This window comes from Devosia sp. FKR38, assembly GCF_005222805.1.
Taxonomy (GTDB): domain Bacteria; phylum Pseudomonadota; class Alphaproteobacteria; order Rhizobiales; family Devosiaceae; genus Devosia.
This window is the reverse complement of record NZ_STGC01000005.1, coordinates 1288555-1313183: the sequence shown is the minus strand read 5'-3', so window position 1 is coordinate 1313183 and position 24629 is coordinate 1288555. Positions and strand designations below refer to the sequence as shown.

Sequence of the window (24629 nt, the reverse complement as noted above, 5' to 3'; positions counted from 1 at the left end):
TCCCGTGAACTCAGACGTTATCGATTTCGCGAGCCTGGCTCCCGCCTATCCGGAAATGCTTCTGGCGATTGGCGCCGTGGTGCTTCTCATGCTCGGCGTTGTGGTCAACAAGGAACGTTCGGTGCTGGTGTCCTATGGCGCCGTGCTGCTGCTGATCGTGACTGCGGCCCTGGTGATCCTGCAGCCCAAGGACGGCGTGCTGTTCAACGGCGTGTTTATCGCCGATGGCTTTGCGCGCTATATGAAGGCGCTCGTGCTGGGTGGCTCGGCCTTCTCGCTGCTGCTGGCGCTGCCGCGGGCCGAGGAAAACGGCACGCACAAGTATGAATATGCCGTGCTCGTCGTGCTGGCGACGCTTGGCATGATGATGATGGTTTCGGCCAACGACCTTATGAGCCTTTATGTCGGCCTCGAGCTGCAGTCGCTGTCGCTCTATGTGTTGGCGGCCATCAAGCGCGAGGACAGCAAGGCGACTGAAGCGGGCCTTAAGTACTTCGTGCTGGGCGCACTGAGCTCGGGCATGCTGCTCTATGGCTCTTCGCTGGTCTATGGCTTTACTGGTCACACCAATCTCAGCGAAATCGTGGTCGCCATTGCTCAGGAAGGCCGTTCGCTCGGCCTGATCTTTGGCGTGGTGTTCCTGCTCGCCGGCGTGGCCTTCAAGATCTCGGCCGTGCCGTTCCACATGTGGACGCCCGACGTTTATGAAGGCGCGCCCACCCCGGTGACGGCCTTCTTTGCCACCGCGCCCAAGGTTGCCGCCATGGCCCTCATGGTGCGCCTGGTGACCGATACCTTCCAGGGCATTGCCCATGACTGGCAGCAGATTGTCATTTTCCTCTCCATCGCCTCGATGGTGCTGGCGGCCTTTGCGGCCATCGGGCAGAAGTCGATCAAGCGCCTGATTGCCTATTCCTCGATCGGTCACGTGGGCTTTGCCCTGGTGGGCCTGTCGTCTGGGACGCAGGGTGGCGTTGAAGGCGTCGCGATCTATATGGCGATCTATGTCACCATGACGGTGGCGCTGTTTGCCTGCATCTTGTCGCTGCGCACCAGCGCGGGCTATGTTGAAACCATCGAGGATCTGGCCGGTGCGGCACAGCGCCGTCCGTTCGTCGCCGCGATCATGGCCATTGTGATGTTCTCGCTGATCGGCATGCCGCCGCTCGCTGGCTTCTTTGCCAAGTGGCATGTGTTCCTGGCGGCCATCGATGCGCATCTCTATGTGCTGGCGGTGATCGGCGTGCTGGCTTCGGCCATCAGCGCCTTCTACTACCTGCGCGTAATCAAGGTGATGTATTTCGACGCACCGGTGCGCGAGTTCGAGGCGGTTCCGGCCGAGCTCAACATCATCATGGCCGTGACCGGTTTTGTGGTGGTGACCTATTACTTCACCGTCGGCGGACCGCTGGCGGGGTTGGCGCAGACCGCTGCAGGAAGCCTGTTCTAGGTGACCGACTTCGCGCTCGGACCCAAGGCGCGCGCAGCCGGCTATCGGCTGCGCAGCTTTGACAGCATTGGGTCAACCAATCAGGAAGCCCTGGCGGCGGCGTCTGCCGGCGATCCTGGCGGCATCTGGTTCGCCGCGCGGCAGCAGACCAGCGGGCGCGGACGGCGTGGCCGGGCCTGGGTCAATCCGCATGGCAATCTGGCGGCAACGCTGCTGGTGGTGCCGGACTGCGATCCCGCAGTGACGGCAACGCTGGGCTTTGTGGCGGGGGTGTCGCTCAACCGGGCGTTGGGCAGTATCCTGCCCAAGGGGCTGGTCAAGGTCGGGCTGGATGGCGCTGACAGCGTCAATGGCCGCGGGCGCATGGCGCTCAAATGGCCCAATGACATGTTGGCCGATGGGGCCAAGCTGGCGGGCATCCTGCTCGAGGCGGACCGTACGCCGGACGGGCGGTCCGCTGTGGCCATCGGCATTGGCGTCAATGTGGTGGCGGCGCCCGATGATTTGCCCTATCCGGCGACCTATATAAACAGTCTGGGCGTGACGCGCTCGGCCGAAGATGTGTTCGAGGCGCTCTCGGATGCCTGGGCCGAGGTGTTCGGCCAATGGAATGACGGGCTGGGCCTGGCGTCCGTGCTGGCCGACTGGCGGGCATCGGCCGCGGGGATCGGCGGACCCGTAGCGGTCACCCAGGACGGGGACGTGCTGCGCGGCATTTTTGAAACAATCGACGACGCGGGACGATTGATCGTCCGCGCCGAGGACGACCGCCTGATCGCGATCACGGCGGGCGACGTGCATTTTGGGGCAACGGCCAGCGCCCGAAGCTGACCATCAATTGCGCAGGCGACCGGCGACCAATGATCGCTCCGGCGTTGCGCTCGAAAGGACTGAAAGACCCATGGCTAAAACCCAAAGGGACGAGCTCGTATTTGTGCCGCTTGGCGGCGTCGGCGAGATCGGCATGAATATGGGCGCCTACGGCTTCGGGCCGGAGAAATCCCGCAAGTGGATCGTGGTCGATTGCGGCGTGACCTTCGGCGGGCCGGATCTGCCGGGTATCGAGCTGATCATGGCCGATCCGGAATTTCTCGAGGAACGCGCTGACGACGTGCTCGGCCTTATCCTCACGCATAGCCACGAAGACCATTACGGCGCCGTGCTCGACCTGTGGCCGGGGTTTGAGAAGCCGGTGTTCGCCACCCGATTCACCGCCGCCATGCTGGCCGCCAAGCGGGCAGGGGATGGCATTGTCGAAAATGTCGACGTGACCATCATGGTGCCCGGCAAGCCGTTCACGGTTGGCCCCTTCACCATCGAGGCCATCAATGTGGCGCACTCGATCCCCGAATCGAACGCGCTGCTGATCTCGACCCCGATTGCCCGCGTGCTGCACACCGGCGACTGGAAGCTCGATCCGACGCCCGTGGGTAACGCTCCCACCGATGTGGCGCGGCTCAAGGCGATCGGCGAAGACCGCTCGACGCCGCTGGCCCTGGTCTGCGATTCCACCAATGCGCTCAAGGAAGGCGAAAGCCCGAGCGAGGCGGAAGTCGCGGCCAATCTGGCAGCCATGATTGCCGAGGCGCCCAACCGGGTGGCCGTGACAACCTTCGCCTCCAATGTGGGCCGGGTGATCTCCATCGTTCGCGCCGCCGAGAAGGCGGGGCGCCAGGTGGTGATGTCGGGCCGGTCGCTGCACCGCATCATGGGCATTGCCCGTGAGCTGGGCATGTTGGAAGGCCTGCCGCCGCTGCTTGACCAGGACGCCTATCGCAGCATTGCGCGCAACAAGATCGTGCTGATCTGCACCGGCAGCCAGGGCGAGGCGCGTGCCGCCATTGCCCGTATCGCCCGCGGCGATCATCCGGTGATCGCGCTGACGGCCGGCGATCGCATGATCTTCTCGTCCTGGGCCATTCCGGGCAATGAGCGCGAAGTCATCGACATCCAGAACCAGCTCATCGACCAGGGCGTCGAGGTGATCACCGCCAATGACGGGCTGGTGCATGTGACCGGCCATCCGCGTCGCGACGAGATGCGCCAGCTCTATAGCTGGCTCAAGCCCGACGTGCTGGTGCCGGTGCATGGCGAGGCTGTGCACCTGACTGCCCACGCCAAGCTGGGCCGGGAATCGGGCATTGCCAATGTGTGCGAAGCCCGCAATGGCGACATGGTGCGCCTGTTCCCCGAGCCGATCCTGTTGCCGGGCGAAGTGCGCACCGGCGAGCTTTATCTCGACGGTCTCGTGCTCTGCACGCCCGAAGAATCGGGCGTCAAAGGCCGTCGCCGGCTGTCGTTCGGTGGCCATGTGGTGGTGAGCCTGTGCGTCAATGGCAGCGGCCAGGTGGTGTCGGGCCCCGATCTGGTGATCGACGGCCTGCCCGAGACCGAGGATGAGTCGCTGACCGAACTGGTGGAAGACACCATCGAGGGTGTGCTCAAGTCCATGCCGCCCAAGCGCCGCAGCGACACCGAAGTGCTCAACTCTGCAATCTTCAAGGCCATTCGCAACGAAGTGAATGCCTATTGGGGCCGCAAACCCAATGTCTCAGTGTTCGTGCACCGCGTCTGACGCCTCGACTTGTCGCGGTGGGCCGGCTCGGGCGTGCCGCGACAAGATTGCTGCTATCGCCACCAAGGGCCGCGGGCGTATGCTGGCGGCCTAGACTTTTTCCTCAGTCGCCAGGACAGACCATGCAGATCGGGTCGCTCATCGCCGTATTCTTCGTGATGTGGTGGATCAGCTTTGTGGCTGTACTGCCGATCGGCAACCAGAGCTTCCACGAAACGGGCGAGAAGGTCGTCGCCGGCAGCGATCCCGGCGCACCGGTGCGCCCACGCATCCTGCGCAAGGCACTGATAGCCACCGCACTGGCGATCCTGCTCACGGCGCTGCTGATGTGGGCTATGTCCAACGAGACGCTGCATCACTACTGGAATCGCTGAGCGCGAGGACTCGTCTGAGGGCTGGTCCCTCGTGTGCCTTGGTCTGCCTCAGGCATCCCTTCTCACACCCGTCGCACCGGTCGGCCTAGCGTTTGCGGGATGGCTTGGTGATGGCGTGGGCGTGGGCCATGGCGAGGGCGGCGGCGAGATCGGCTTCGGTGGCTGTGGCCAGGGTCAGCGTGGTCCAGCCCTGACGGCCCCAGGCATTGTCGAGCGGTGCGAAAATCGCTGGCGCAACCATGCATTTGAGGGCCTGCTCGTCAGGCGTGAACTTGAGGTTTGCCGTGGCGCCATCGGCCGCCAGCGTGGCATAGATGCGGTGCACCCTGAAAGCCCGGCGATCGACATGGGGCGCTTCGATGGTGCCGGCCAGCGCCAGGGCAAGGCGGCGCAGATCGTCTTGCGTGGCCATCAAAAAGCCTCCTCTGCCCAACAAGCTTCTGCCGCAGCATAAAAAAAGCGGGGCACAAGGCCCCGCTCAATAAGTTTGATCGACAATACGCTGGTCTTAGGCACGCTATTGAAAGCGGCGGCCAACGCTCCTCCCTTGACGTTGTCGACGTCCGGCGGATTGTGACCGCCTGTGCTTGATTGGTCGTGACACTAACAAGTCGGAGAGGGGCTGTCACGCAGATTCTGCATGCCTTCCATGCTTGCATCGGATGGACGAGTAGGATTTGAGTGGGCATCAAGAAAAGTCACGAGTCGACGGTCATTCTGGAGTTCACATGCGCCTGTCTCGCTATTTTTTGCCGGTGCTGCGCGACGTTCCCAAGGACGCCGAGATCGTATCGCATCGCCTGATGCTGCGGGCGGGCATGGTGCGCCAACAGGCGTCCGGCCTCTACACTTGGCTGCCGCTGGGCTACAAAGTGCTGATGAAGGTGCAGAAGATCATCGAAGAGGAGCAGAATCGCTCCGGCGCGGTGCAATTGCTGATGCCCACCATCCAGTCGGCCGACCTGTGGCGCGAAAGCGGGCGCTATGACGCCTATGGCAAGGAAATGCTGCGCATCGAGGACCGGCACGAGCGCGAATTCCTCTACGGCCCGACCAATGAGGAGATGATCACCGACATCTTCCGCACCTATGTGAAATCCTACAAGGACCTGCCGCTGAACCTGTACCACATCCAGTGGAAGTTCCGCGACGAGGTGCGTCCGCGCTTCGGCACCATGCGTAGCCGCGAATTCCTGATGAAGGACGCCTATTCGTTCGATCTGAACAAGGAAGATGCCGTCAAGGCTTACGAGCGGATGTTCGTGGCTTACATGCGCACCTATGCCCGCATGGGCCTGACCGCCATTCCGATGCGCGCCGACACCGGCCCCATCGGCGGCGACCTCAGCCATGAGTGGATCGTGCTGGCCGACACGGGCGAGAGCGCGGTGTTCTGCGACAAGCGCCTGCTCGACAAGCCCATTCCCGGGCCCGACACCGATTTCCGCGGCGACCTCAAGCCGATCTTCGAGGACTGGACGTCGCTCTATGCCGCGACCGAAGAAATGGTCGACATGGCCGAGTTCGAGGCCAGCGTGCCGGAAGAAAATCGCGTTTCGGCGCGCGGTATCGAAGTTGGCCATATTTTCTACTTCGGCACCAAGTATTCCGAGCCGATGAAGGCCAGCGTCACCGGGCCCGATGGCAAGGAAATCACCGTGCATATGGGATCGTATGGCATCGGGCCGACCCGGCTGGTGCCCGCATTGATCGAGGCGTTCCACGACGACGCTGGCATTGTCTGGCCGGTGTCGGTGGCGCCGTTCGAGGCCGTGCTGATCAATCTCAAGGCCGGCGATGCCGAATGCGACGCCGCCTGCGATGCGCTCTATGCAGAGCTCAACGCGGCAGGCCTCGACATGCTCTATGATGATCGCGACCAGGGCGCCGGGGCCAAGTTCACCACGGCGGACCTGATCGGCATTCCCTATCAGATCATCCTGGGGCCGCGCGGGCTGAAATCGGGCGAAGCCGAGATCAAGCACCGCAAGACCGGCGAGCGCGAAACGCTGCCGATCGCCGCGGCCGTGGCCCGCCTCAAGGGCCTGATCGAACCGCAGAGAAAGACCGATATTTGACCGAGATGGCGACGCCTGCACTGAACAAGGGCACGCGCGCCTTCTCGCGCTTTGAATGGATTGTGGCGGGCCGCTATCTGCGCGCCCGGCGCAAGGAGGCGTTCATCTCGGTGATCGCCAGCCTCACCATGGTGGGCGTGGCGATTGGCGTGGCGACACTGATCGTCGTCATGTCGGTGATGAACGGCTTCCGCGCCGAGCTGCTGACCAAGATCCTGGGGCTGAACGGGCATTTCACTGCCTATCCGATTGAGCGGGAATTCACCGATTACAAGGAAACCGTAGCCTCGCTGCAAAAGATCGATGGCGTGGATTTCGCCGTCTATTTCGTCGAGGGCCAGGTGCTGGCTTCCGGCAATGGCAGCTCCACGGGCGTGACCGTGCGCGGCATGGACGAAGAGAATATCGCCAAGCTCAAGCTGCTGCATGATGCGGCCAAGCAGGGCGGCTGGGACAATTGGGACACCAGCAAGGGCGTGGCCATCGGCTATCGTCTGGCGCAGACGCTGGGCGTGTCGCTGGGCGACCAGGTGACCATCATCACGCCGGACGGGGCGATGACGCCCTTTGGCACGACGCCGCAGATCAAATCCTATCCGGTCAATGTGATCTTTGACCTGGGCATGGTCGAGTTCGACAGCTTCTTTATGTACATGCCGCTCGAGCCGGCGCAGGACTATTTCAAGCTGGTCGACGAGGTGCTCAAGCCTGGGCAGAAGCCGCTCGACCCGCTGGCCAGCGACGCCGAGATCGACGCCGCCTATCAGCGCGTGGGCAAGGCCTCGGCGGCCGAGATCTTCATCAAGGACCCCGACGATGTGGCCGGCATGCGCGTCAAGCTGCAGGCCGATCCGTCGACGCGGCCGCTGGTGCTGACCGACTGGCAGCAGCGCAACGAGACATTCTTCTCGGCGCTGCAGGTGGAGCGGGTGGTGATGTTCACGATCCTCTCGATGATTATCCTGGTGGCAGCGTTCAACATCATTTCCAGCCTCATCATGCTGGTGAAGGACAAGAGCTCCGACATCGCCGTGCTGCGCACCATGGGCGCGACGCGCGGGGCGATCATGCGCATCTTTTCGATCACCGGCACGACCATTGGTGTGATCGGCACCATGTCGGGCGTGGTGCTGGGGCTGATCGTGGCCGCCAATGCCGAGCCGCTGCGGGCCTTCCTCTCCAATTCGCTGGGCGTGGCGATCTTTCCGCCGGAGGTGTTCTACCTCTCCTCGCTGCCGTCCAAGACCGATCCGGTCGAAGTGGCCGTGGTGATCTGCCTGGCACTGGGGCTGAGCTTCCTGGCGACGCTCTATCCGGCCTGGCGCGCCGCGCAATATGATCCGGTCGAGGCCCTGCGTTATGAGTAAGCCGCATCTTATCCTGACCGATGTGCACCGCCATTACGGGCAGGGCGACAAGATCGTGCGCGTGCTCGAGGCGGCGAACCTGACTGTGCACAGCGGCGAGCTAGTGGCATTGGTGGCGCCCTCAGGCGCCGGCAAGTCGACGCTGCTGCATCTGTCGGGGCTATTGGAAAGCCCGCAGTCGGGTGAAGTGGAAATCGTGGGGCACAAGACCAGCCAGCTGGGGGACCGCGGCCGCACCCAGCTGCGCCGCTCGACGGTGGGCTATGTCTATCAGTTTCACCACCTGCTGCCCGAATTCACGGCGCTGGAAAATGTCACCATGCCGCAACTGATCGCTGGCGTGTCGCAGGCGGCAGCAGACAAGCGCTCAATGGAGCTCCTGGACCTGCTCGGCGTCGGCCCGCGGGCCAGCCATCGTCCAGCAGAACTGTCCGGCGGCGAGCAGCAGCGCGTGGCCATTGCCCGGGCGGCGGCCAATCATCCCAAGGTGATCCTGGCCGACGAGCCGACGGGCAATCTCGATCCGGAAACCAGCGAGATCGTCTTTGGCGCGCTGGCCAATCTCATTCGCAATGAGGGCGCGGCGGCGCTGATCGCCACGCATAACCACGATCTGGCGCGACGCGCCGACCGCATTGTCACGCTCAAGGGCGGGCTGGTGGTCGACCACACGCTTTAGGGCGTGTGCGGGGCGCTAGAGCGCTGCCGCGATCGCCTTGGCCAGTTCTGCCAATTCGGCGTCATCGGCCTTGCCGCCGGCGTGCGGCGCCAGGGCCATGCCCTCATAGACCGGGATCAGGTGGAAATGCAGATGGAACACCGTCTGCCCGGCTACCGCCTCGCTGAACTGGGCGAGGCGGATGCCATCGGCGCCCGTGGCGACCTTGAGGGCATTGGCGACGCGCTGCACCACCGGCATGACCGCTGACAGGGCCGCCGGGTCCGCATCGAGCAGATTGCGCGAGGGCGCCTTGGGAATGACCAGCGTGTGGCCGCGCGACTGGGGAAAGATGTCCATCATCACCAGTGCGGTCTCGTCCTCATAGACGCGGTGGGCCGGGATTTCACCGCGCAGGATGCGGGCGAAGATATTGGTGGGGTCATAGCTCATGGTTCACTCGGCCGGCTGGGAAAGGTCCGGCTGCTCCTTCTGGAAGAAACGAAAGCGGAAATAGTTGAGCACGGCCAGTCCGGTCAGAGTAACGGGCACGTAGCGGAAGTCGCGCCGGATGAAGAACAGCGCTATGCCGGCGGCGGTGTCGGCACTCATCTTGCCTTCGCCCATGGGTGAGGTGAAGGCCGATGGCACGATGTGGCGGTAGATCAGCGCATTGGAGCGATAGTAGTCGCGGGCGCGGGCGGCAAAGGCGCGCTTGGAGGCGGCATAGTCCTTGAGCCAATCGAGGCCCAGATCGCCATGGAACTCGACCTCCGAGCCCAGGCCCCAGACTTCGGGCGGCGTCAGGCGGGTGCTGCCGATGGCGATGAAGCGCTCGGTGAGGTCGGTGGCGGTGACGTAATTGGCGTTCCAGCAATCATCCTTGATGGCGCCATGGGCCAGGATCAGCACATCGGCGCGGGCGAGCTTCTCATCCATGCGCTCATAGTCGCCCGGGGCATAGTCGACGCCGGACTTGGCGGTTTCGACGCTGGCGCCGAGGTTTTGCAGCCGGGCGATCATGGCGGTGCCGAAGGCGCCGCTGGCGCCGGTGACAAGGAAGCGCCGCCCGGCGATCTGGCAGCCCGTGCCCATTACCAGGTCAAAGACATTGGTGAATGAGGAGAAGAAATTGTGCGGATAGAGGTGGTGCATGGCGTGGTAGTTATTGTCCACCCACAGCCGCCCCTGCTGGCCGCCGACGCGGTCCATGGACATGTGGTTGTAGTCCAGCCCTTCCTCTCGCAGCGTCATGCCCAGCATGATGGTGCGGACGACAACCACCACGGCAATGGCGGGCCAGGGGAAGACCAAAAGGAAGATCAGCGTGCCGGCCAACGAGGTCAGGTATTCCGGCAGGATATGGAACCAGATATTGGCCCGGGCATAGGCCGGGTTGACCTGCATATCGAGGCCGAGGAATTTGTGGTGCACCCAGTGCCAGGACGAAAAGCGGCGCAGCAGCGGGTTGGTCGAGCTTTCCCAGCGGTGCAGGATCCAGTGCAGGGCGTCAAACAGCGCCGTGGAGACCACGAACACCAGACCAGCCTGCAGCGCGAAGATGACAATGTCCCAGATCATGCTCATTCCTTAGAGGGGAACGCCGGGCGGGGAAAGGGCGGGCACGGCAAAGGGCGGATTATCGATCGAGCCGTTCGCCCTTGCGGAAGGGCGTGAACTGATCGAGCAGCAGCTGATTGCGCTCGACGGCGCGACGCTCCTGCTCGAGGTAGTCGGCAACGGCGCTGCGCAGGCCCGGGTGGGCGATCCAGTGGGTGGAATAGGTGGTGGCAGGGGCATAGCCGCGGGCCAGTTTGTGCTCGCCCTGGGCGCCCGCCTCAACGACCGCCAGCTTGTGGGCAATGGCGTAGTCGATGGCCTGATAATAGCAGAGCTCGAAATGCAGGAACGGCACATCGCGGGTGCAGCCCCAGTTGCGGCCGAAAATGCGGTCGTGGCCGAGAAAATTGATGGCGCCGGCAATGGCTTCGTCGCCGTCATAGGCCAGCATGAGCACGATGCGGTCGGCCATGGTCTGGTTGAGGCGGGAGAAGAACTCGCGGTTGAGATAGGGGCGGCCCCATTTGCGGGCGCCGGTATCCTCGTAGAAGGCGTAAAAAGCGTCCCAATGGTGTTCCTGCAGGTCCGCGCCGGTCAGCCATTTGACGGTGAGGCCGTCGATCAGCGCGTCGCGGCGCTCGCGGCGGATGGTCTTGCGCTTGCGCGAGGACAGCGATTCGAGAAAGTCGTCGAAGCTTGCATAGCCTTCATTGTGCCAGTGGAACTGCGTGTCGAGGCGCTTGAGCCAGCCGTCGGCGGCCATGGCATTGGCCTCGGCTTCTGGCAGGAAGGTGGCGTGGACCGAGGAGGCGTCGCGCTGATGCGCCAATTGCTGAGCCGCGTCCAAGAGGGCCGCACGGATCGCAGGATCGCCCGAGGGCACCAGCAGCTTGGGCGCCGTTGCCGGGGTGAAGGGCACCGAGCATTGCAACTTGGGATAGTAGCTGCCGCCGGCCCGCTCCAGCGCATCGGCCCAGCCATGGTCAAAGACATATTCGCCCATGGAATGGGATTTCAGGAACAGCGGCATCAGCCCGACGGGCGCGCCAGAGGCGTCGCTGAGCAGTATATGCTGGGGCTGCCAGCCAGTGCGCGCCGTGGCGCAGCCGGATTCTTCGAGTGCCAGGAAAAAGGCATGGTCGAGAAAGGGGTTATCGACCATGCCCTGGGTGGAGGGGACAAGGCTGTTCCACACGGCGGCCGGAATGGCGGCTGTCGCGGCGTGGATGCTGGCCGTGTATCCGCTATTGGGCACTATCGGGATTGAAACCTTCGAAAACGATCTGGTCGATGTGGGGTGCCGCAGCCTCGGCTTCAACCCTGGACTTGATGGTCCAGGCAGTCACGGGCTTGCCCAAGGCGCGCCAGAACACGACTGCCGGCAGGTCGAGCGAGATATTGTGGCAGGAGATGAAGTCGAACTGGGTTTCGTGCCAGTGCAGCAGATGGCGCAGACGGTAGCGCTGCTCTTCGCTGAGGTGGCCATCCCAATCAGGGCGATCATAGCCATAGGTGATGATGCCACGCGGACCGGTGAAGCCGAACTGGCGGATGGCGGTCAACAGGTTCGGATCAAACGATTCGATGGTCACCGGGCCCTCATAGGCCTTGAGGGCCTCGGCCACGGCACGAGCCAGCAGCTGGGTGCCGGTGGCATCGCGCTGACCCTTGAGCTCGATCTGCAGCAGGGTGCGCCCGGCGATCTGGGCAAGGAAGTCGGTGAAGCGCTGCGGGCAATCGCCGGCGGCGCTGCCGAGCAGGGGCGAGGAGGTGATTTCGCCCGCGCTGGTATCGGCGATGGCGCCCTCGCGGCCGAGCAGGCGGACCATGTCGTCATCATGGAAGACGACAGGCACACCATCGCTGCTCAGCTGCACATCGCACTCGATGGCAAAATTGCCGGCGATAGCGGCCTCGAAGGCCGACGCCGTGTTTTCGATGATCCCCGCGGCACGATCATGCAGGCCGCGGTGGGCGATGGGGCGGGGGAACATGGGTTCGGTCGGCGGAACGGTGTTGAGCTCAGTCATGGGTCCAGTCCTGGCGTTATCGTGTCTGGTTACGGGCCTGACCTGCCACCGAACTGTGACGGTGCCGTAACGTCAGACCTCGACCACGGCCTCGATCTCGACGGCGGCACCGAAGGGCAGGGAGGCCACGCCAAAGGCGGCGCGGGCATGCTTGCCCTTGTCACCCAGCACGCCCACCAGCAGGTTGGAACAGCCATTGGCCACCAGGTGCTGCTCGGTGAACTCGGGCGTGGAGGCCACCAGAACGGTGATCTTGAGGATCCGCTTGATGTCCTGCAGCGGTACGCCACCCATGTGGACGATCTGTGACAAGACGTTGAGCGCGGCCAATTCTGCGGCATTGCCACCCTGGACGACGTTCATGGTGTCGCCGAGCAGGCCGGTGACGACGCCGTGTTCGTTGCTGGAGATCTGGCCGGAAACATAAAGGATATTGCCGGTGCGGGTGACCGGCACATAGCTGGCGACAGGGGCCTTGGGCGCAGGGAGCTCGTAGCCATATTCGCGGAGCTTTTCGATCGGGCTGGTCATTTGGTCTTGCCTTGGTTCTGGTCGTCGTCAGTGTGTGCCGGCGGGGTGGCCGGCGCGTGTTTGTAGAGCTTGCCGCGCACGACGGCTTCCCGGCCGAAGCGGTTGCGAACACGATCCATGGCGCGTTCGGCGGCCGCCTTGCGGGCGACGCTCGGCTCCAGCAGATCGGCGGGATCATTGCCATCGGCGGCATCGATACCTGAAACGCCGATTCCGATCAGCCGGAATGCGGTGCCATCCACTTCGCGTTCGAGCAATTGCAGCCCGGTCTCGTAAATGACATTGGCAAGCTGTGTGGGGATCATCAAGTGCCTGGCCCGCGTACGCAAGCGGAAACCGGCCGACTTGAGCTTGAGCGTCACTGTGTCGCCAACAATGCTTTTGGCCTTGAGCCGTTCGGACAGGCGCTCGCTGACCTTGAGCAGTTCAGTCGAGAGGCCCTCGAGGGTGGCGATGTCTGTGTTGAACGTGGTCTCGGAGGAGACGGTCTTCATCTCGCCATCACTGGAGATGCGCCGATTATCCTCGCCCCGGCAGAGCCGGGCCAGGCGGGCGCCGGTCTCGCCATAGCGGCGAATCAGGTTCTCCGGTGGCTCGGCCTGCAATTGCCCGATGGTGGTCAGGCCATCCTTGCGCAGGGTTTCAGCCAGCACCTTGCCGACGCCATAGATCAGGCTGATGGGGCGCGGCGCGAGGAAGGACAGGGTCTCTGCCTTGCCGATAACGGCAAAGCCGCGCGGCTTGTCGAGATCGGAGGCGACCTTGGCGAGGAATTTGTTGTGGCTCAGGCCCACCGAGATGGTGACGCCGATCTCGCTGGCGATGGTGCGGGCAAAGCGCGCCAGCACGACGGCGGGCGGTGCCTTGTGCAGTGACTGGGTGCCGGCGAGATCGAGAAAGGCCTCGTCGATGGAAATGGGTTCCACCAAGGGCGTAATTGCATCCATGTGCTGGCGGATCTGTTTGCTGACACCGACATATTTGCTCATGTTGGGCTTGATGATCACCGCGTCCGGGCAGAGCTGGCGCGCCTTGAACATGGGCATGGCCGAGCGCACGCCGGACTGGCGAGCAATGTAGCAGCAGGTGGAGACCACCCCGCGCACGCCACCGCCGATGATCAGGGGCTTGTCGGCCAGGCTCGGGTCATCGCGCTTTTCGACCGAGGCGTAGAAGGCGTCGCAATCGACATGGGCGGTGGTGAGGGCGAAAAGCTCGGCATGGCTGCGCAGGCGCGGCGAGCCGCAGGCCGGGCAGCGGCTGGGCACCGGTTCCGTGCTGGCATAGGTCAGGCAGTCGCGACAGAGCCAGTCCACAGCCATGGCTCATCCCGCCGGATTGAGCTTGTACCAGACTCGCATGAAGTCCTCCGGAGTCATGGCGGCATTGGCGCAAAAGGCGAGCAGAATCGGTTCGTTTGCCGCAAAATAGTCGATGAGACCGCGCTGCAGATCGGGGGAGCCGACGGCGGCCTGCAGCGCTGCGGGGTCGAGACCGGCATGCTGCATGAAAGCCAGCAGCTCTTCGGGGTGCTGGATGAGGTAGCCCAGGCAGGCTTCGGCCAGTGGCGCGACAGAGTGTTGGACTTTCTCGATACGCGGCACAGGCGGGCTCATTTGGTGATTTGTAAGAGTTTTGATGCTAGCTGAAACAGGCGACAAAGCGAAGCGTCGCCAGCGCCAGTCGGCGCGAGGAAGGACCCATGCCCAAGACTGTGATGATCGTTGAGGACAATGAGCTCAACATGAAGCTCTTCAACGATCTGCTCGAATCGCGTGGCTATGCCGTCATCCAGACCCGCAATGGCATGGAAGCGCTCGATCTGGCGCGTGCCCATCATCCCGACCTGATCCTGATGGATATCCAATTGCCCGAGGTTTCCGGGCTCGTGGTGACCAAGTGGCTCAAGGATGATGACGAACTGGCCCATATCCCGGTCATCGCCGTTACAGCCTTTGCCATGAAGGGCGATGAAGAGCGGATTCTGCAAGGCGGATGTGAGGGTTACATCAGCAAGCCGATCTCCGTGCCTCACTTTCTGGAAACTATTGCCCGCTACATTGGGCCGGCCTGATCGGACAATCTGGCGCTTCTGCTGCGTCCGGTCAGCGAGACCGGGCCAGGCAGTCTAGCCGGCGCCGGCGTGAATTCCGGGGCTGACAGTGACCGCACGCGTTCTGATCGTTGATGATATTCCCACCAATGTCCGCCTGCTCGAGGCGCGGCTGACGGCCGAATATTACGATGTGGTGAGTGCGACGTCGGGGCCGCAGGCCCTGGCCATCTGCGATAGCCAGGACGTCGATATTGTCCTGCTCGACGTGATGATGCCCGACATGGACGGCTTTGAGGTCTGTCGGCGGCTCAAGGCAAATCCAAAGACCCTGCATATTCCCGTGCTGATGGTGACCGCGCTCGATCAACCCTCCGACCGGGTGAAGGGGCTTGAGGTCGGCGCCGATGACTTTTTGACCAAGCCGGTTGATGACATGCAGCTGATGGCCCGGGTGAAAAGCCTGGTGCGCCTGAAGTCGCTGACCGACGAGTTGCGCGCCCGCGCCATGACCGGCCAGCAACTGGCCGTGGAAGATTCCTTGCGGGCGATGGACCGCATCAGCACCAATGGCGGCTCGATCCTGATCATTGATACCGACCAGCGCCATGCCGAGCGGCTCAAGAGCTATCTGACGCCCGAACATGACGTGGATATCCTGACCCAGCCGTCCGACGCTGTGTTCCAGGTTACGGGTGCGCATTACGAGCTGGCGCTGGTGTCGATGGCCATGGCCGATTTCGACCCGCTGCGGGTATGCTCGCAGATCCGCACGCTCGAGCATACCCGGCACCTGCCGATCATCCTGGTGGCCGAGGAGGCCGACAAGCCCAAGGTGGTGCGGGCGCTGGACCTGGGCGTCAATGATTTCATCTCCCGCCCAGTAGAGCGCAATGAGCTGGCCGCGCGGGTGCGCACGCAGATCCGCCGGCAGCGCTATGCGCTGGAGCTGCGCCAGAGCGTGACCAACACCATGGCGCTGGCGGTGACGGACGAGCTTACAGGCCTGTATAATCGACGCTATTTCGACCGGCACCTGGGAATGATGCTGGGCAAGGCGCAGAGCCAGGATCGCAATATGGCGCTGATGATCCTGGACATCGATCACTTCAAATCGGTCAATGACACCCATGGCCATGACAGTGGCGACGTGGTGCTGAAAGAGTTCGCGGCCCGGTTGAAGAGAAACATCCGAGGCATTGATCTGGCTTGCCGATTCGGCGGCGAGGAATTCGTGGTGCTGATGCCCGATACCGAGTATCGGCAGGCGGAATCGGTGGCCGAGCGCGTGCGGCAGTCCATCGCTGACCGGCCGTTCGAGCTGGGTGGCGGCAAGACGCTGGCCATGACGGTGTCGGCCGGGGTGACGCTGAACGAGAGCGGAGCCGATACGGCGGAGTCGCTGGTCAAGCGGGCGGATGTGGCGCTCTATCGCGCCAAGCGCGAAGGGCGCAATCGCGTGGTGTTCGACGCGGCATGATCAATGCCGACAATTGGACCTATTAGGGTTATTCGTTATAATTAACAAAAGGTTGCCGGCCGGAGAGGGCCGGTTTTCCTTGTGTTTTGGCGGCTTGAGCGTAGGTTGCCCCCAACACCGACAGCGACCCCAAGGGGCCGCGGTTGAGGGTTCCCTACGGCTCGTCTCAGGTCCGCCGCAACTCCTGAGCCCCGTAGGGCGGTTGGTCCGGACGCGGACAGAGTGGCCTCTTCGACATGCCGCTCCGGACCAGCCACTCCATTGAAATTTCAGCATCACTTGCAGTCAATGTGTCAGCACTCGGCTCACCGCCCGGGGCGCACATTTGGCAAACTGCTAACACAAAAAGGCCCCGCATCGTGCTGATGCGGGGCCTTAAACTGCTCACCGAACAGGCGCCAGATTACTTGATCTTGGCTTCCTTGAATTCGACGTGCTTGCGCACAACCGGGTCGTACTTGTTGTACGACAGCTTCTCGGTCTGGGTGCGGGCGTTCTTCTTGGTGACGTAGTAATAGCCAGTGTCAGCCGTCGACACGAGCTTGATCTTGACGGAAGCAGCTTTGGCCATTCTGTAGTCCTTCACAAAGCAAAAGGCGCCGCGGATTCCCCGGCGCCGGAATTTGGCCGCAACCTACGGATTTACCGCAGATTGTCAAGCCGGGTTTCAGTCGATCTGGCCGGTGCCGAAGCCATACATGCGATTGGCCCACTGCAGGCCGACGATGGCGCCCTTGATGGAGGGCAGCATGGCCAGCGGCAGGATCACCGCCAGGGGCACCATGGTGTAGAGATAGGTCAGCGGATCGACATGCCAGACCATATCCATGTGCAGCATCAGGCCGACCAGGATATGGCCGACGATCATGATGGCGATATAGGGCGGGAAGTCATCGGCGCGATGCAGGTCGAGCTGCTCGCCGCAGGCGTCGCAATGGTCGGCGACCTTGAGATAGGCGCGGAACATGCTGCCCTGACCACAATGGGGGCATTTGCACAGCGTGCCGCGCCACATGGCCTGGCCGACGCTGCGATGCTCGATTGTGCGTGCTTTGCTGTCCATTGTCCTACCTCTTTGAGCGGCCCTTGGGCCCGAAGGACCTAGATGGGCGTTTCTTGTCACGACGAACAGATGACGGATTGACGCGTGCGCCTTCCGACAGCAGTTCAAAGCGCAAGGCGCCGGCCACCGGGGCGGCTTCGAGTAACCGCACGGTGACGCGATCGCCCAGGGCAAATTTCTCGCCCGTGCGCTCGCCGATCATGGCCTGGCGCTCCTCAACATAGCGATAATAGTCCTGGCCCAGGGTGGAGGCCGGGATGAAGCCATCGGCGCCGGTTTCGAGCAGGCGCACGAACAGGCCCGAGCGGGTGACGCCGGCAATGCGGCCCTCAAAGCGCGCGCCGATCTTTGTGGCAAGGAACTGCGCCAGCAGGCGATCGGCGGTCTCGCGCTCGGCATTCATGGCGCGGCGTTCGGTGGCCGAGATGTGCTGGGCAATGCCGGGCAGGCGGATGGCTTCGTTTTCACTCAGGCCATCGTCGCCCAGGCGGAGGGCAGCGATCAGCGCACGGTGCACGATGAGATCGGCATAGCGGCGGATGGGCGAGGTGAAATGCGCGTAGCGGTCGAGATTGAGACCGAAATGGCCATAGTTCTCGGCGCTGTATTCGGCCTGGGCCTGGCTGCGCAGCACCATTTCGCTGACCTGCTCGACATTGCCGGCCTTGCGGGCCTGGGCGAGGATGCCGTTGAAATCGCTGGCGCGCACGCTGTCGGACTTCTTGATGGCCAGATCAAGCGAGCCAAGGAAGTCGCGCAGGGCCTGGAGCTTTTCGGACGAGGGCTCGTCATGGGTGCGATAGAGCAGGGCCGAGCGGTGCTGTTCGAGGGTTTCGGCGGCCGCGACATTGGCCGCGATCATCATTTCCTCGATCAGGCGATGGGCATCGAGCCGCTCGGGGATGCGGATGTCCTTGACCAGCCCAGCGTCGTCCAGGACGATCTTGCGCTCGGGCAGGTCGAGATCGAGCGGGCCGCGCTGATCGCGCGCTTTGGCCATTGTGTCATAGGCTGCATAGAGCGGGCGCAGGATGGGGCCGAGCAGCGGGCCGGTCTGATCGTCGGCATTGCCGTCGATAGCGGCCTGGGCCTGCTGGTAGCTGAGCTTGGCGGCCGAGCGCATCAGTACACGGTGGAAGCTGTGGCTGCGCTTCTTGCCATCGGCGCCAAAGATCATGCGCACGGCCAGGGCGGCGCGGGGTTCACCCTGCTTGAGCGAGCACAGTTCATTGGAGATGCGCTCGGGCAGCATGGGCACGACGCGATCGGGGAAATAGACCGAATTGCCGCGCAAATAGGCCTCGCGGTCGAGCGCGGTGCCGGGGGTGACATAGGCGGCGACGTCAGCAATGGCGACGGTGACGATATGGCCGCCGGAATTGGCGGGATCACTGTCGGCCACGGCATGCACGGCGTCGTCGTGATCCTTGGCGTCGAAGGGGTCGATGGTGATCAGCGGCAGATCGCGCCAATCCTCACGGCCCTTGAGCGTGGCTTCCTTGGCCTCTTCGGCCTCGCGCAGCACGGACTGCGGGAAGCGGAAGGGGATTTCCAAATTATGGATGGCGATCAGGCTGACCGCGCCTTCGCTCATGGGATTGCCGATGACGGCGATCACCTTGGCGCGTGGGATCATCAACCGGCCGGACAGTTTGACCTCGACTTCGACGAGGTCGCCATCGGCGGCGGTGAGCAGATCGCCCAGCGGGATGCGCATTTCCTTGTTCTTGCGATCGACCGGAATGAGGCGGGCGCCATCATCGTCCATGCGCACGATGCCGATCTGGCCGCGGCGCGGCTTGTCGAGGATCTTCATCGCCTTGGCGGTATAGACCGGCAGTTCGCCGTCGCCGGCGTCGATCCGGGCCAGAATGCGGTCGCCCGGGGCCGGTGCGACGCGGGCATCGCGGCCGGTGAGCACGGCCACGCGGGGCTTTTCGCCTTCCTCATCGTTCCATTGGGCGGGGAAGGCGTGCATGTCCTCGGGGTCGGCATCGGCGGGGATGTCGAGCACGGTGACATGGGGCAGGGCGGCGGTGCGGCGCAGGGCCTTGCGGGTCCGGGTGATGACGCCCTCGCCCTCGAGCTCGGCCAGCATGGCCTTGAAGGGGCGGCGCATATCGCCGCGAATGCCGAAGACCTTGGCCAGATCGCGCTTGCCCTTGATGTCGGTCTGCTCGGCGAGCGCAGCCAGCAATTGCTCGCGGCTGGGCAGCGCATCGGCGCGGGGCGCAGTGACGCGGCGGGGGCCGGAGGTGTTCCTGGGCTTGGGGCTCGGCTTGCGGGTCGGCGTCTTGCTGGTAGGGGGCTTGGGCATAAATCAATTTCAATGGAGGGCAGGATCTATGTAGGCGATTGGCGGGGTTTTGCCAAATCGGCGCTCGGCGCAGGCCTTGAGATGGTCGCGGTGAGGGCGTTGTATCGGGGCTTCAGCGTTGAAAGCGATTCCCGATGACCATTCCCTTTTTTGACGGCCACAACGACACCCTGCTCAAGCTGCTGGAGGCCGAGGGGGATCGGACGGCGCTGTTTGTCGAGGGCCTGCCCAAGGCCGATATCGATCTGCCGCGGGCCAAGGCGGCCGGCATGGCGGGCGGGTTCTTCGCGATGTTTCCGCCGCCGCTCAAGGTCAAGCTCGATGCCGTGGTGGCTGCACCCAACTACAGCGAAGGCGTGCTGCCGCCCGAGCTGGCGGTGGCTGATGCACAGCAGTCGACCTTCGGTATGAGCGCCATTCTGCTGCGGCTGGAGCGGGTCGGCGCGCTGGCTGTGTGCCGCACGGCGGCCGAGGTGCGCGCGGCCAATGGCCGGGGCGCGCTGGCGGCGGTGATGCATATCGAGGGGGCCGAGGCCATCGACACCGATTTCAACGCCCTGGAGGTGCTCTATGCCGCCGGGCTGCGCTCAATCGGGCTGGTGTGGAGCCGGGCCAACGCCTTTGCCACCGGCGTGCCGTTCCGCTTCCCCTCGGACGCCGAAACAGGGCCGGGACTGAGCGAGGCCGGCAAGGCGCTGGTGCGCGAATGCAATGCGCGGGGGATCATGATCGATCTCAGCCATATCAATGCCGCCGGCTTCCGCGATGTGGCCGCGGTGAGCGACAAGCCGCTGGTGGCAACGCACTCCAATGTGCATGCCATCTGCGCCAGCTCGCGCAATCTGGTGGACTGGCAGCTCAAGGCGATTGCCGAAAGCCGTGGGATCGTGGGCGTCAATTATGCCACGGGGTTCCTGCGGCCGGACGGACAATGGCGCGCTGACACCGAGATGGAGGTCATCGTGCGCCATGTCGATGCGCTGCTCGAAGCACTCGGCGAGGACGGCGTGGCGCTGGGCAGCGATTTCGACGGGGCCATGCTGCCCGCGCCGATGAAGGACGTCACGGGCGTGCCCAAGCTGCTGCAGGCCTTGCTCGACAAGGGTTATGGCGAAGCGCTGGTCAGCAAGATCGCCTATGGCAATTGGCTGAGCATGATCGAGCGCGCCATCGGTTAGGGTTTTGCGCGGAGCGGGTCGTTCGGGGTGGATTGCCCGGACGAGCCGGGCATTGACGGGGTATGGGGCGGAGGAGATTGTCTCTGGCGCTGCCTGAGGCACAAGTGCCCCGTCCCATCGACCCCCACCCTTTATCCCTCCCCTCAAGGGGGAGGGAGACGATGGAACCTCTTCCCCCGCGGTCGTAATCACCCGGCTTGTCCGGGTGATCCAATGTGATGGTCCGGATGTGGATTGCCCGGACGAGCCGGGCATTGACGGTGGGCGTGGGGCGGGCCTGCGCTCAGGGCGCGAGATCGCCCAGGCGGACAAACTCGTAGCCCTTAGCGTGCAGCTCAAGCAGGCCCTTGGCGATGCCGGCGCCGGCGGGGCGGCCGGGCTGGTTGATATGGGCGATGATGACATCGCCATCCTTGGCCGAGGCGATGCGGCTCTGGGCGGTTTCAGCCGAGGCCGAAGCGCCGAAATCGGCATTGAGCGAGAAGCCGGCGACGCGATAGCCCAGATGTTCGATTTCGGCGATGGCGTCGGGCGTATAGAGCGCGGTGGCGCCGCGGAACCAGGTGGGCTGGCGGCCAAAATTGGCCAGGATCGCCTCGGCGCCGCCCAGCACTTCGTCATCGACGGCGGCCAGCGTGCCGGCCGGGGTGATGCCATAGGGCTTTTCGCTGCCCGTGACGGCGGGCACGTGGTTGCGGCCGTGATCCTGGATGTCGAAGAGCTCGGGATGCGCCGCCAGCACGGCGATGGTCTCAGGATTGTGGTTGAGCCAGCGCGCGGTGGCAAAAATGGTGGTGGGGATGGCCTCGGACACCAGCACGTCGAGAATGCGATGGTCGATGTCGCCCATGCAGGCATCCAGCGTCAGCGCGACGCGGGGGTGATCGCCCTGCGAGGGCGGCACGGTGAGCGCCGGCTCAAGCAGCTTGTCGGCCGAGGCGGCCAGAGTGCTGGCCAGCACGGCCAGACCGGTGATGAGAAATCGACGCATGTGAGCCTCCCCCAAGCGGAGGCTTATCGCGTTTTTTGCAGCGGGCAAGGGGAATTTTGGCGGCAGCGCCAGGGGCGCTGCCTGAGGTTCTGGCCGCCTAGAAGGGCACGTCTTCGTCGGCGACGATTTTCTTGGTGGCGGGCTTTTTGGCCGCAGCGGGCTTTTTGGCTGCTGCGGGCTTCTTGGCGGCCGTGGTCTTGGCCGCCGCCGTCTTTGCAGCGGGCTTTTTGGCGGCAGCCTTTTTGGCGGGGGCCTTCTTGACCTTGGCGCCGGTCGCTTCGGCGCGGGCGGCAATCCAGGCGACGGCCTGGTCGAGCGTCACGGCCTCGGGCTGGATATCCTTGGGGATGGTCGCGTTGATCTTGCCCTGGTTGACATAGGGACCATAGCGGCCGGCCCGCACGGTGATGGGGCCATTGTCGTGCTCGAAGGTCTGGATGGCGGCCACGGCGGTGCCGCCGCCGCGCTTGAAGCCGCCAGCGGCCTTTTGCGCCAGCAGGTCCACCGCGCGGTTGAGGCCGACGGTAAAGACCTCCTCGACATCGGGCAGGTTGGCATATTTGCCATCGTGCAGGATGAAGGGACCATAGCGGCCCAGGCCCGAGGAAATGGGCAGGCCGGTTTCAGGATGCAGACCCACTTCGCGCGGCAGCGACAGCAGCTTGAGCGCTGATTCCAGCGTCAGGGACGCGGCTTCCCAGCCCTTGGGGATGGAGCTGCGCTTGGCTTCCTTGCCGTCGCCGAGCTGGACATAGGGGCCAAAGCGCCCGGTCTTGAGGAAGACCTCGTCGCCCGATTCCGGATCAGTGCCGAGCACGCCGTCGCCGGCTGCCGCTTCCGAGGATTGGCCGGAGGCGGCGTCCGAGAGCTGCATGGTGTGCTTGCATTCGGGATAGTTCGAGCAGCCGATGAAGGCGCCGAACTTGCCCAGCTTGAGCGAGAGCTGGCCGGTGCCGCAGGTGGGGCAGCGGCGCGGATCGGAGCCATCTTCCTTGGGCGGGAAGATGCGGCTAGCCAGGGCGTCGTTGAGGGTATCGAGCACCTCGGAGACGCGCAGATCCTTGATCTCGGTGGTGGCGGCGGTGAAATCCTTCCAGAAATCGCGCAGCACCTGCTTGTAGTCGAGCGTGCCGGCCGAGATCTCGTCGAGCTGTTCTTCGAGGCCCGCCGTGAAGCCATATTCGACATAGCGGGTGAAGAAGTTTTCGAGGAACGCCGTGACGATGCGGCCGCGATCCTCGGGATGCAGCGCCTTGCCCTCGAGCCGGACATAGTCGCGGTCCTTGAGCGTGGTGAGCGTGGCCGCATAGGTGGAGGGCCGGCCGATGCCGAGCTCTTCCATCTTCTTGATCAGGCTCGCCTCGGTATAGCGGCTGGGCGGCTGGGTGAAATGCTGCTCGATGTCGACCGCTTCGAGCGCGGGCTTGTCGCCCACGGCCAGCGGCGGCAGTTCGCGGGTGTCCTCATCCTCGTCATCGGGTTCGTCGGACTTGGCCTCGACGCCATAGAGCTTGAGAAAGCCGGGGAAGGTGACGACCGAGCCGATGGCGCGCAGTTCGACAGCGCGGCCGGGCACGTTGACGGCGATGTCGACCGTGGTGCGGTCGATCTCGGCCGAGCGCATCTGGCTGGCCAGGGTCCGGCGCCAGATCAGGCCATAGAGCTTGGCCTGGTCGGCATCGATGCTGAGCTGCTCGGGACGCTTGAACATGTCGGTGGGGCGGATGGCCTCGTGCGCTTCCTGGGCGTTCTTGGCCTTGGTCTGATAGATGCGGGCCTTTTCGGGGAGATATTCCTCGCCGAAATATTTGCCGATCACCGAGCGGGCCATGGCAATGCCCTCGGGGGCCATCTGCACGGCGTCGGTTCGCATATAGGTGATCAGGCCGTCTTCGTAGAGGCGCTGGGCGATCTGCATGGTGCGGTTGGGCGAAAGGCCCAGGCGCGAGGAGGCGTCCTGCTGCAGGCTCGAGGTGGTGAAGGGCGCATAGGGATTGCGCTTGGTGGGCTTTTTCTCGACGGCCGAGACGTTGAACTGGCCGGCTTCGATGAGCTTTTTCAGCTCAGCGGCATTCTCGCCGGTCCGAATCGCCAGCTTGTCGGTCTTCTTGCCATCCACCGAGAGCAGACGGGCCAGGAAGCTCTTGCCCGACTGGGCGAGCTTGGCCTCGACCGACCAATATTCGTCGGGCTTGAATTTTTCGATCTCGGATTCGCGGTCCGACACCAGGCGCAGCGCCACCGACTGCACGCGGCCGGCCGAGCGGGAGCCGGGCAGCTTGCGCCAGAGGATGGGCGAGAGGGTGAAGCCGACGAGATAATCGAGGGCGCGGCGGGCCAGATAGGCATCGACCAGCGGCATGTCGATTTCGCGCGGCACCTGCATGGCCGCCAGAATGGCGTCCTTGGTAATGGCGTTGAACAGGACCCGGCGCACGACCATGTCCTTCTTGATGGCCTTTTTCTGGCGCAGCACATCGAGCACGTGCCAGGAAATGGCCTCGCCTTCGCGGTCAGGGTCAGTTGCCAGGATCAGTTCGTCAGCGCCCTTGAGGGCGGCGGCAATGTCGGCAATGCGCTTCTTGGAGGCGGTGTCGACATCCCAGGACATGGCGAAGTCCTCGTCGGGACGCACCGAGCCATCCTTGGCCGGCAAATCGCGGACATGGCCGAAGGAGGCCAGGACTTCATAGCCCGAACCCAGATATTTGTTGATTGTCTTGGCTTTAGCCGGACTTTCAACGACGACGACCTTCATGGAATACCTGTCCGCAAGCGCTCTGTAGGAAGTGGCGCAACATGGTGAAGCCGGAACAAAGTGTCAACGGCCTCCCCGAGCACGGCGTCCATGCCGCAGGCCCTCCCCGAAGGGGAGAGAAAACTTGCATACAAGATGGGACGGGTGCAGACTTGGTTTCGGCGCG

General features: G+C 63.8%; 23 protein-coding genes. 10 read left to right on the top strand and 13 right to left on the bottom strand.

Translation table 11 applies throughout. The annotated features are described in order from the left end of the window. Positions 1 to 4: 4 nt before the first annotated feature. The 4 genes from nuoN (at position 5) to E8M79_RS11350 (ending at position 4399) form a co-directional block, all read left to right on the top strand. Complete coding sequence (gene nuoN, locus E8M79_RS11365) at positions 5 to 1450, top strand: NADH-quinone oxidoreductase subunit NuoN (RefSeq protein WP_137152009.1); 1446 nt, start codon at positions 5 to 7, stop codon at positions 1448 to 1450. Continuing rightward, positions 1451 to 2281 (top strand): biotin--[acetyl-CoA-carboxylase] ligase, encoded by an 831-nt coding sequence (locus tag E8M79_RS11360; protein ID WP_137152008.1) that lies wholly within the window; start codon positions 1451 to 1453, stop codon positions 2279 to 2281. Positions 2282 to 2351: 70 nt separating this feature from the next. Continuing rightward, positions 2352 to 4025, top strand: coding sequence for a ribonuclease J (locus E8M79_RS11355; protein WP_137152007.1), 1674 nt, complete (start codon positions 2352 to 2354; stop codon positions 4023 to 4025). A 122-nt stretch (positions 4026 to 4147) separates the two neighbouring features. After that, positions 4148 to 4399, top strand: a complete 252-nt coding sequence (locus E8M79_RS11350) for a DUF1467 family protein (protein WP_137152006.1) — start codon at positions 4148 to 4150, stop codon at positions 4397 to 4399. 85 nt (positions 4400 to 4484) lie between these two features. Here E8M79_RS11350 and E8M79_RS11345 read toward each other — a convergent pair whose 3' ends face one another. Continuing rightward, positions 4485 to 4811 (bottom strand): MmcQ/YjbR family DNA-binding protein, encoded by a 327-nt coding sequence (locus E8M79_RS11345; protein ID WP_137152005.1) that lies wholly within the window; start codon positions 4809 to 4811, stop codon positions 4485 to 4487. 316 nt (positions 4812 to 5127) lie between these two features. Between E8M79_RS11345 and proS the strand changes: the two genes are divergently transcribed. Genes proS through E8M79_RS11330 form a run of 3 tightly spaced genes read left to right on the top strand, consistent with a single transcriptional unit; the run spans position 5128 to position 8523 of the window. Further along, complete coding sequence (gene proS, locus E8M79_RS11340) at positions 5128 to 6477, top strand: proline--tRNA ligase (RefSeq protein WP_137152004.1); 1350 nt, start codon at positions 5128 to 5130, stop codon at positions 6475 to 6477. A gap of 5 nt (positions 6478 to 6482) precedes the next feature. Continuing rightward, the gene (locus tag E8M79_RS11335) at positions 6483 to 7844 is read left to right on the top strand and encodes an ABC transporter permease (protein ID WP_137153354.1); all 1362 of its coding nucleotides are present in this window, start codon (positions 6483 to 6485) and stop codon (positions 7842 to 7844) included. Next, positions 7837 to 8523, top strand: a complete 687-nt coding sequence (locus tag E8M79_RS11330) for an ABC transporter ATP-binding protein (protein ID WP_137152003.1) — start codon at positions 7837 to 7839, stop codon at positions 8521 to 8523. Before E8M79_RS11335 ends, E8M79_RS11330 begins: the two co-directional genes overlap by 8 nt. 15 nt (positions 8524 to 8538) lie before the next feature. On the opposite strand, the gene E8M79_RS11325 is transcribed toward E8M79_RS11330, so the two are convergent. The 7 genes from E8M79_RS11325 to E8M79_RS11295 all read right to left on the bottom strand — a co-directional run bounded on the left by E8M79_RS11325 (position 8539) and on the right by E8M79_RS11295 (position 14239). Beyond that, a complete protein-coding gene (locus E8M79_RS11325; protein WP_137152002.1) occupies positions 8539 to 8955 on the bottom strand; it encodes an HIT family protein in 417 nt (138 codons plus the stop codon). 3 nt (positions 8956 to 8958) lie between these two features. Beyond that, positions 8959 to 10083, bottom strand: a complete 1125-nt coding sequence (locus E8M79_RS11320) for a hypothetical protein (RefSeq protein WP_171015827.1) — start codon at positions 10081 to 10083, stop codon at positions 8959 to 8961. A 58-nt stretch (positions 10084 to 10141) separates the two neighbouring features. Next, positions 10142 to 11317: a GNAT family N-acetyltransferase gene (locus tag E8M79_RS11315; RefSeq protein WP_349236042.1), complete on the bottom strand. Its 1176-nt coding sequence runs from the start codon at positions 11315 to 11317 to the stop codon at positions 10142 to 10144. Further along, positions 11307 to 12092, bottom strand: coding sequence for a glycerophosphodiester phosphodiesterase family protein (locus E8M79_RS11310; RefSeq protein ID WP_137152000.1), 786 nt, complete (start codon positions 12090 to 12092; stop codon positions 11307 to 11309). Before E8M79_RS11310 ends, E8M79_RS11315 begins: the two co-directional genes overlap by 11 nt. Before the next feature lie 72 nt (positions 12093 to 12164). Further along, entirely contained in the window at positions 12165 to 12623 is a 459-nt protein-coding gene (locus E8M79_RS11305; protein ID WP_137151999.1) for a RidA family protein, read from the bottom strand. Continuing rightward, positions 12620 to 13945 carry a DNA polymerase IV gene (locus tag E8M79_RS11300; RefSeq protein WP_137151998.1) on the bottom strand — a complete coding sequence of 442 codons (1326 nt, stop codon included), beginning with the start codon at positions 13943 to 13945 and terminating at the stop codon, positions 12620 to 12622. The genes E8M79_RS11305 and E8M79_RS11300 overlap by 4 nt, the downstream gene beginning before the upstream one ends. A 3-nt stretch (positions 13946 to 13948) precedes the next feature. After that, the gene (locus E8M79_RS11295) at positions 13949 to 14239 is read right to left on the bottom strand and encodes a DUF3572 family protein (RefSeq protein ID WP_137151997.1); all 291 of its coding nucleotides are present in this window, start codon (positions 14237 to 14239) and stop codon (positions 13949 to 13951) included. An 86-nt stretch (positions 14240 to 14325) separates the two neighbouring features. On the opposite strand from E8M79_RS11295, the gene E8M79_RS11290 reads away from it, so the two are divergent. Continuing rightward, on the top strand, positions 14326 to 14697 hold the full coding sequence (locus E8M79_RS11290; protein ID WP_108459298.1) for a response regulator: 372 nt from the start codon (positions 14326 to 14328) through the stop codon (positions 14695 to 14697). Positions 14698 to 14785: 88 nt separating this feature from the next. Continuing rightward, a complete protein-coding gene (locus tag E8M79_RS11285) occupies positions 14786 to 16156 on the top strand; it encodes a PleD family two-component system response regulator (protein ID WP_137151996.1) in 1371 nt (456 codons plus the stop codon). A gap of 403 nt (positions 16157 to 16559) precedes the next feature. Here E8M79_RS11285 and rpmG read toward each other — a convergent pair whose 3' ends face one another. The 3 genes from rpmG to rnr all read right to left on the bottom strand — a co-directional run bounded on the left by rpmG (position 16560) and on the right by rnr (position 19536). Next, the gene (gene rpmG / locus E8M79_RS11280; protein ID WP_056233989.1) at positions 16560 to 16727 is read right to left on the bottom strand and encodes a 50S ribosomal protein L33; all 168 of its coding nucleotides are present in this window, start codon (positions 16725 to 16727) and stop codon (positions 16560 to 16562) included. Positions 16728 to 16823: 96 nt separating this feature from the next. Beyond that, positions 16824 to 17219, bottom strand: a complete 396-nt coding sequence (locus E8M79_RS11275; protein ID WP_137151995.1) for a DUF983 domain-containing protein — start codon at positions 17217 to 17219, stop codon at positions 16824 to 16826. A 4-nt stretch (positions 17220 to 17223) separates the two neighbouring features. Continuing rightward, positions 17224 to 19536: a ribonuclease R gene (rnr, locus tag E8M79_RS11270; RefSeq protein WP_137151994.1), complete on the bottom strand. Its 2313-nt coding sequence runs from the start codon at positions 19534 to 19536 to the stop codon at positions 17224 to 17226. 134 nt (positions 19537 to 19670) lie between these two features. On the opposite strand from rnr, the gene E8M79_RS11265 reads away from it, so the two are divergent. Beyond that, positions 19671 to 20714, top strand: a complete 1044-nt coding sequence (locus E8M79_RS11265) for a dipeptidase (RefSeq protein ID WP_137151993.1) — start codon at positions 19671 to 19673, stop codon at positions 20712 to 20714. Positions 20715 to 20997: 283 nt separating this feature from the next. Here E8M79_RS11265 and E8M79_RS11260 read toward each other — a convergent pair whose 3' ends face one another. Both E8M79_RS11260 and topA read right to left on the bottom strand, forming a co-directional pair. Continuing rightward, a complete protein-coding gene (locus E8M79_RS11260; RefSeq protein ID WP_137151992.1) occupies positions 20998 to 21705 on the bottom strand; it encodes a polysaccharide deacetylase family protein in 708 nt (235 codons plus the stop codon). A 97-nt stretch (positions 21706 to 21802) separates the two neighbouring features. Next, positions 21803 to 24463 carry a type I DNA topoisomerase gene (gene topA / locus E8M79_RS11255; protein ID WP_137151991.1) on the bottom strand — a complete coding sequence of 887 codons (2661 nt, stop codon included), beginning with the start codon at positions 24461 to 24463 and terminating at the stop codon, positions 21803 to 21805. Between the last annotated feature and the right edge of the window lie 166 nt (positions 24464 to 24629).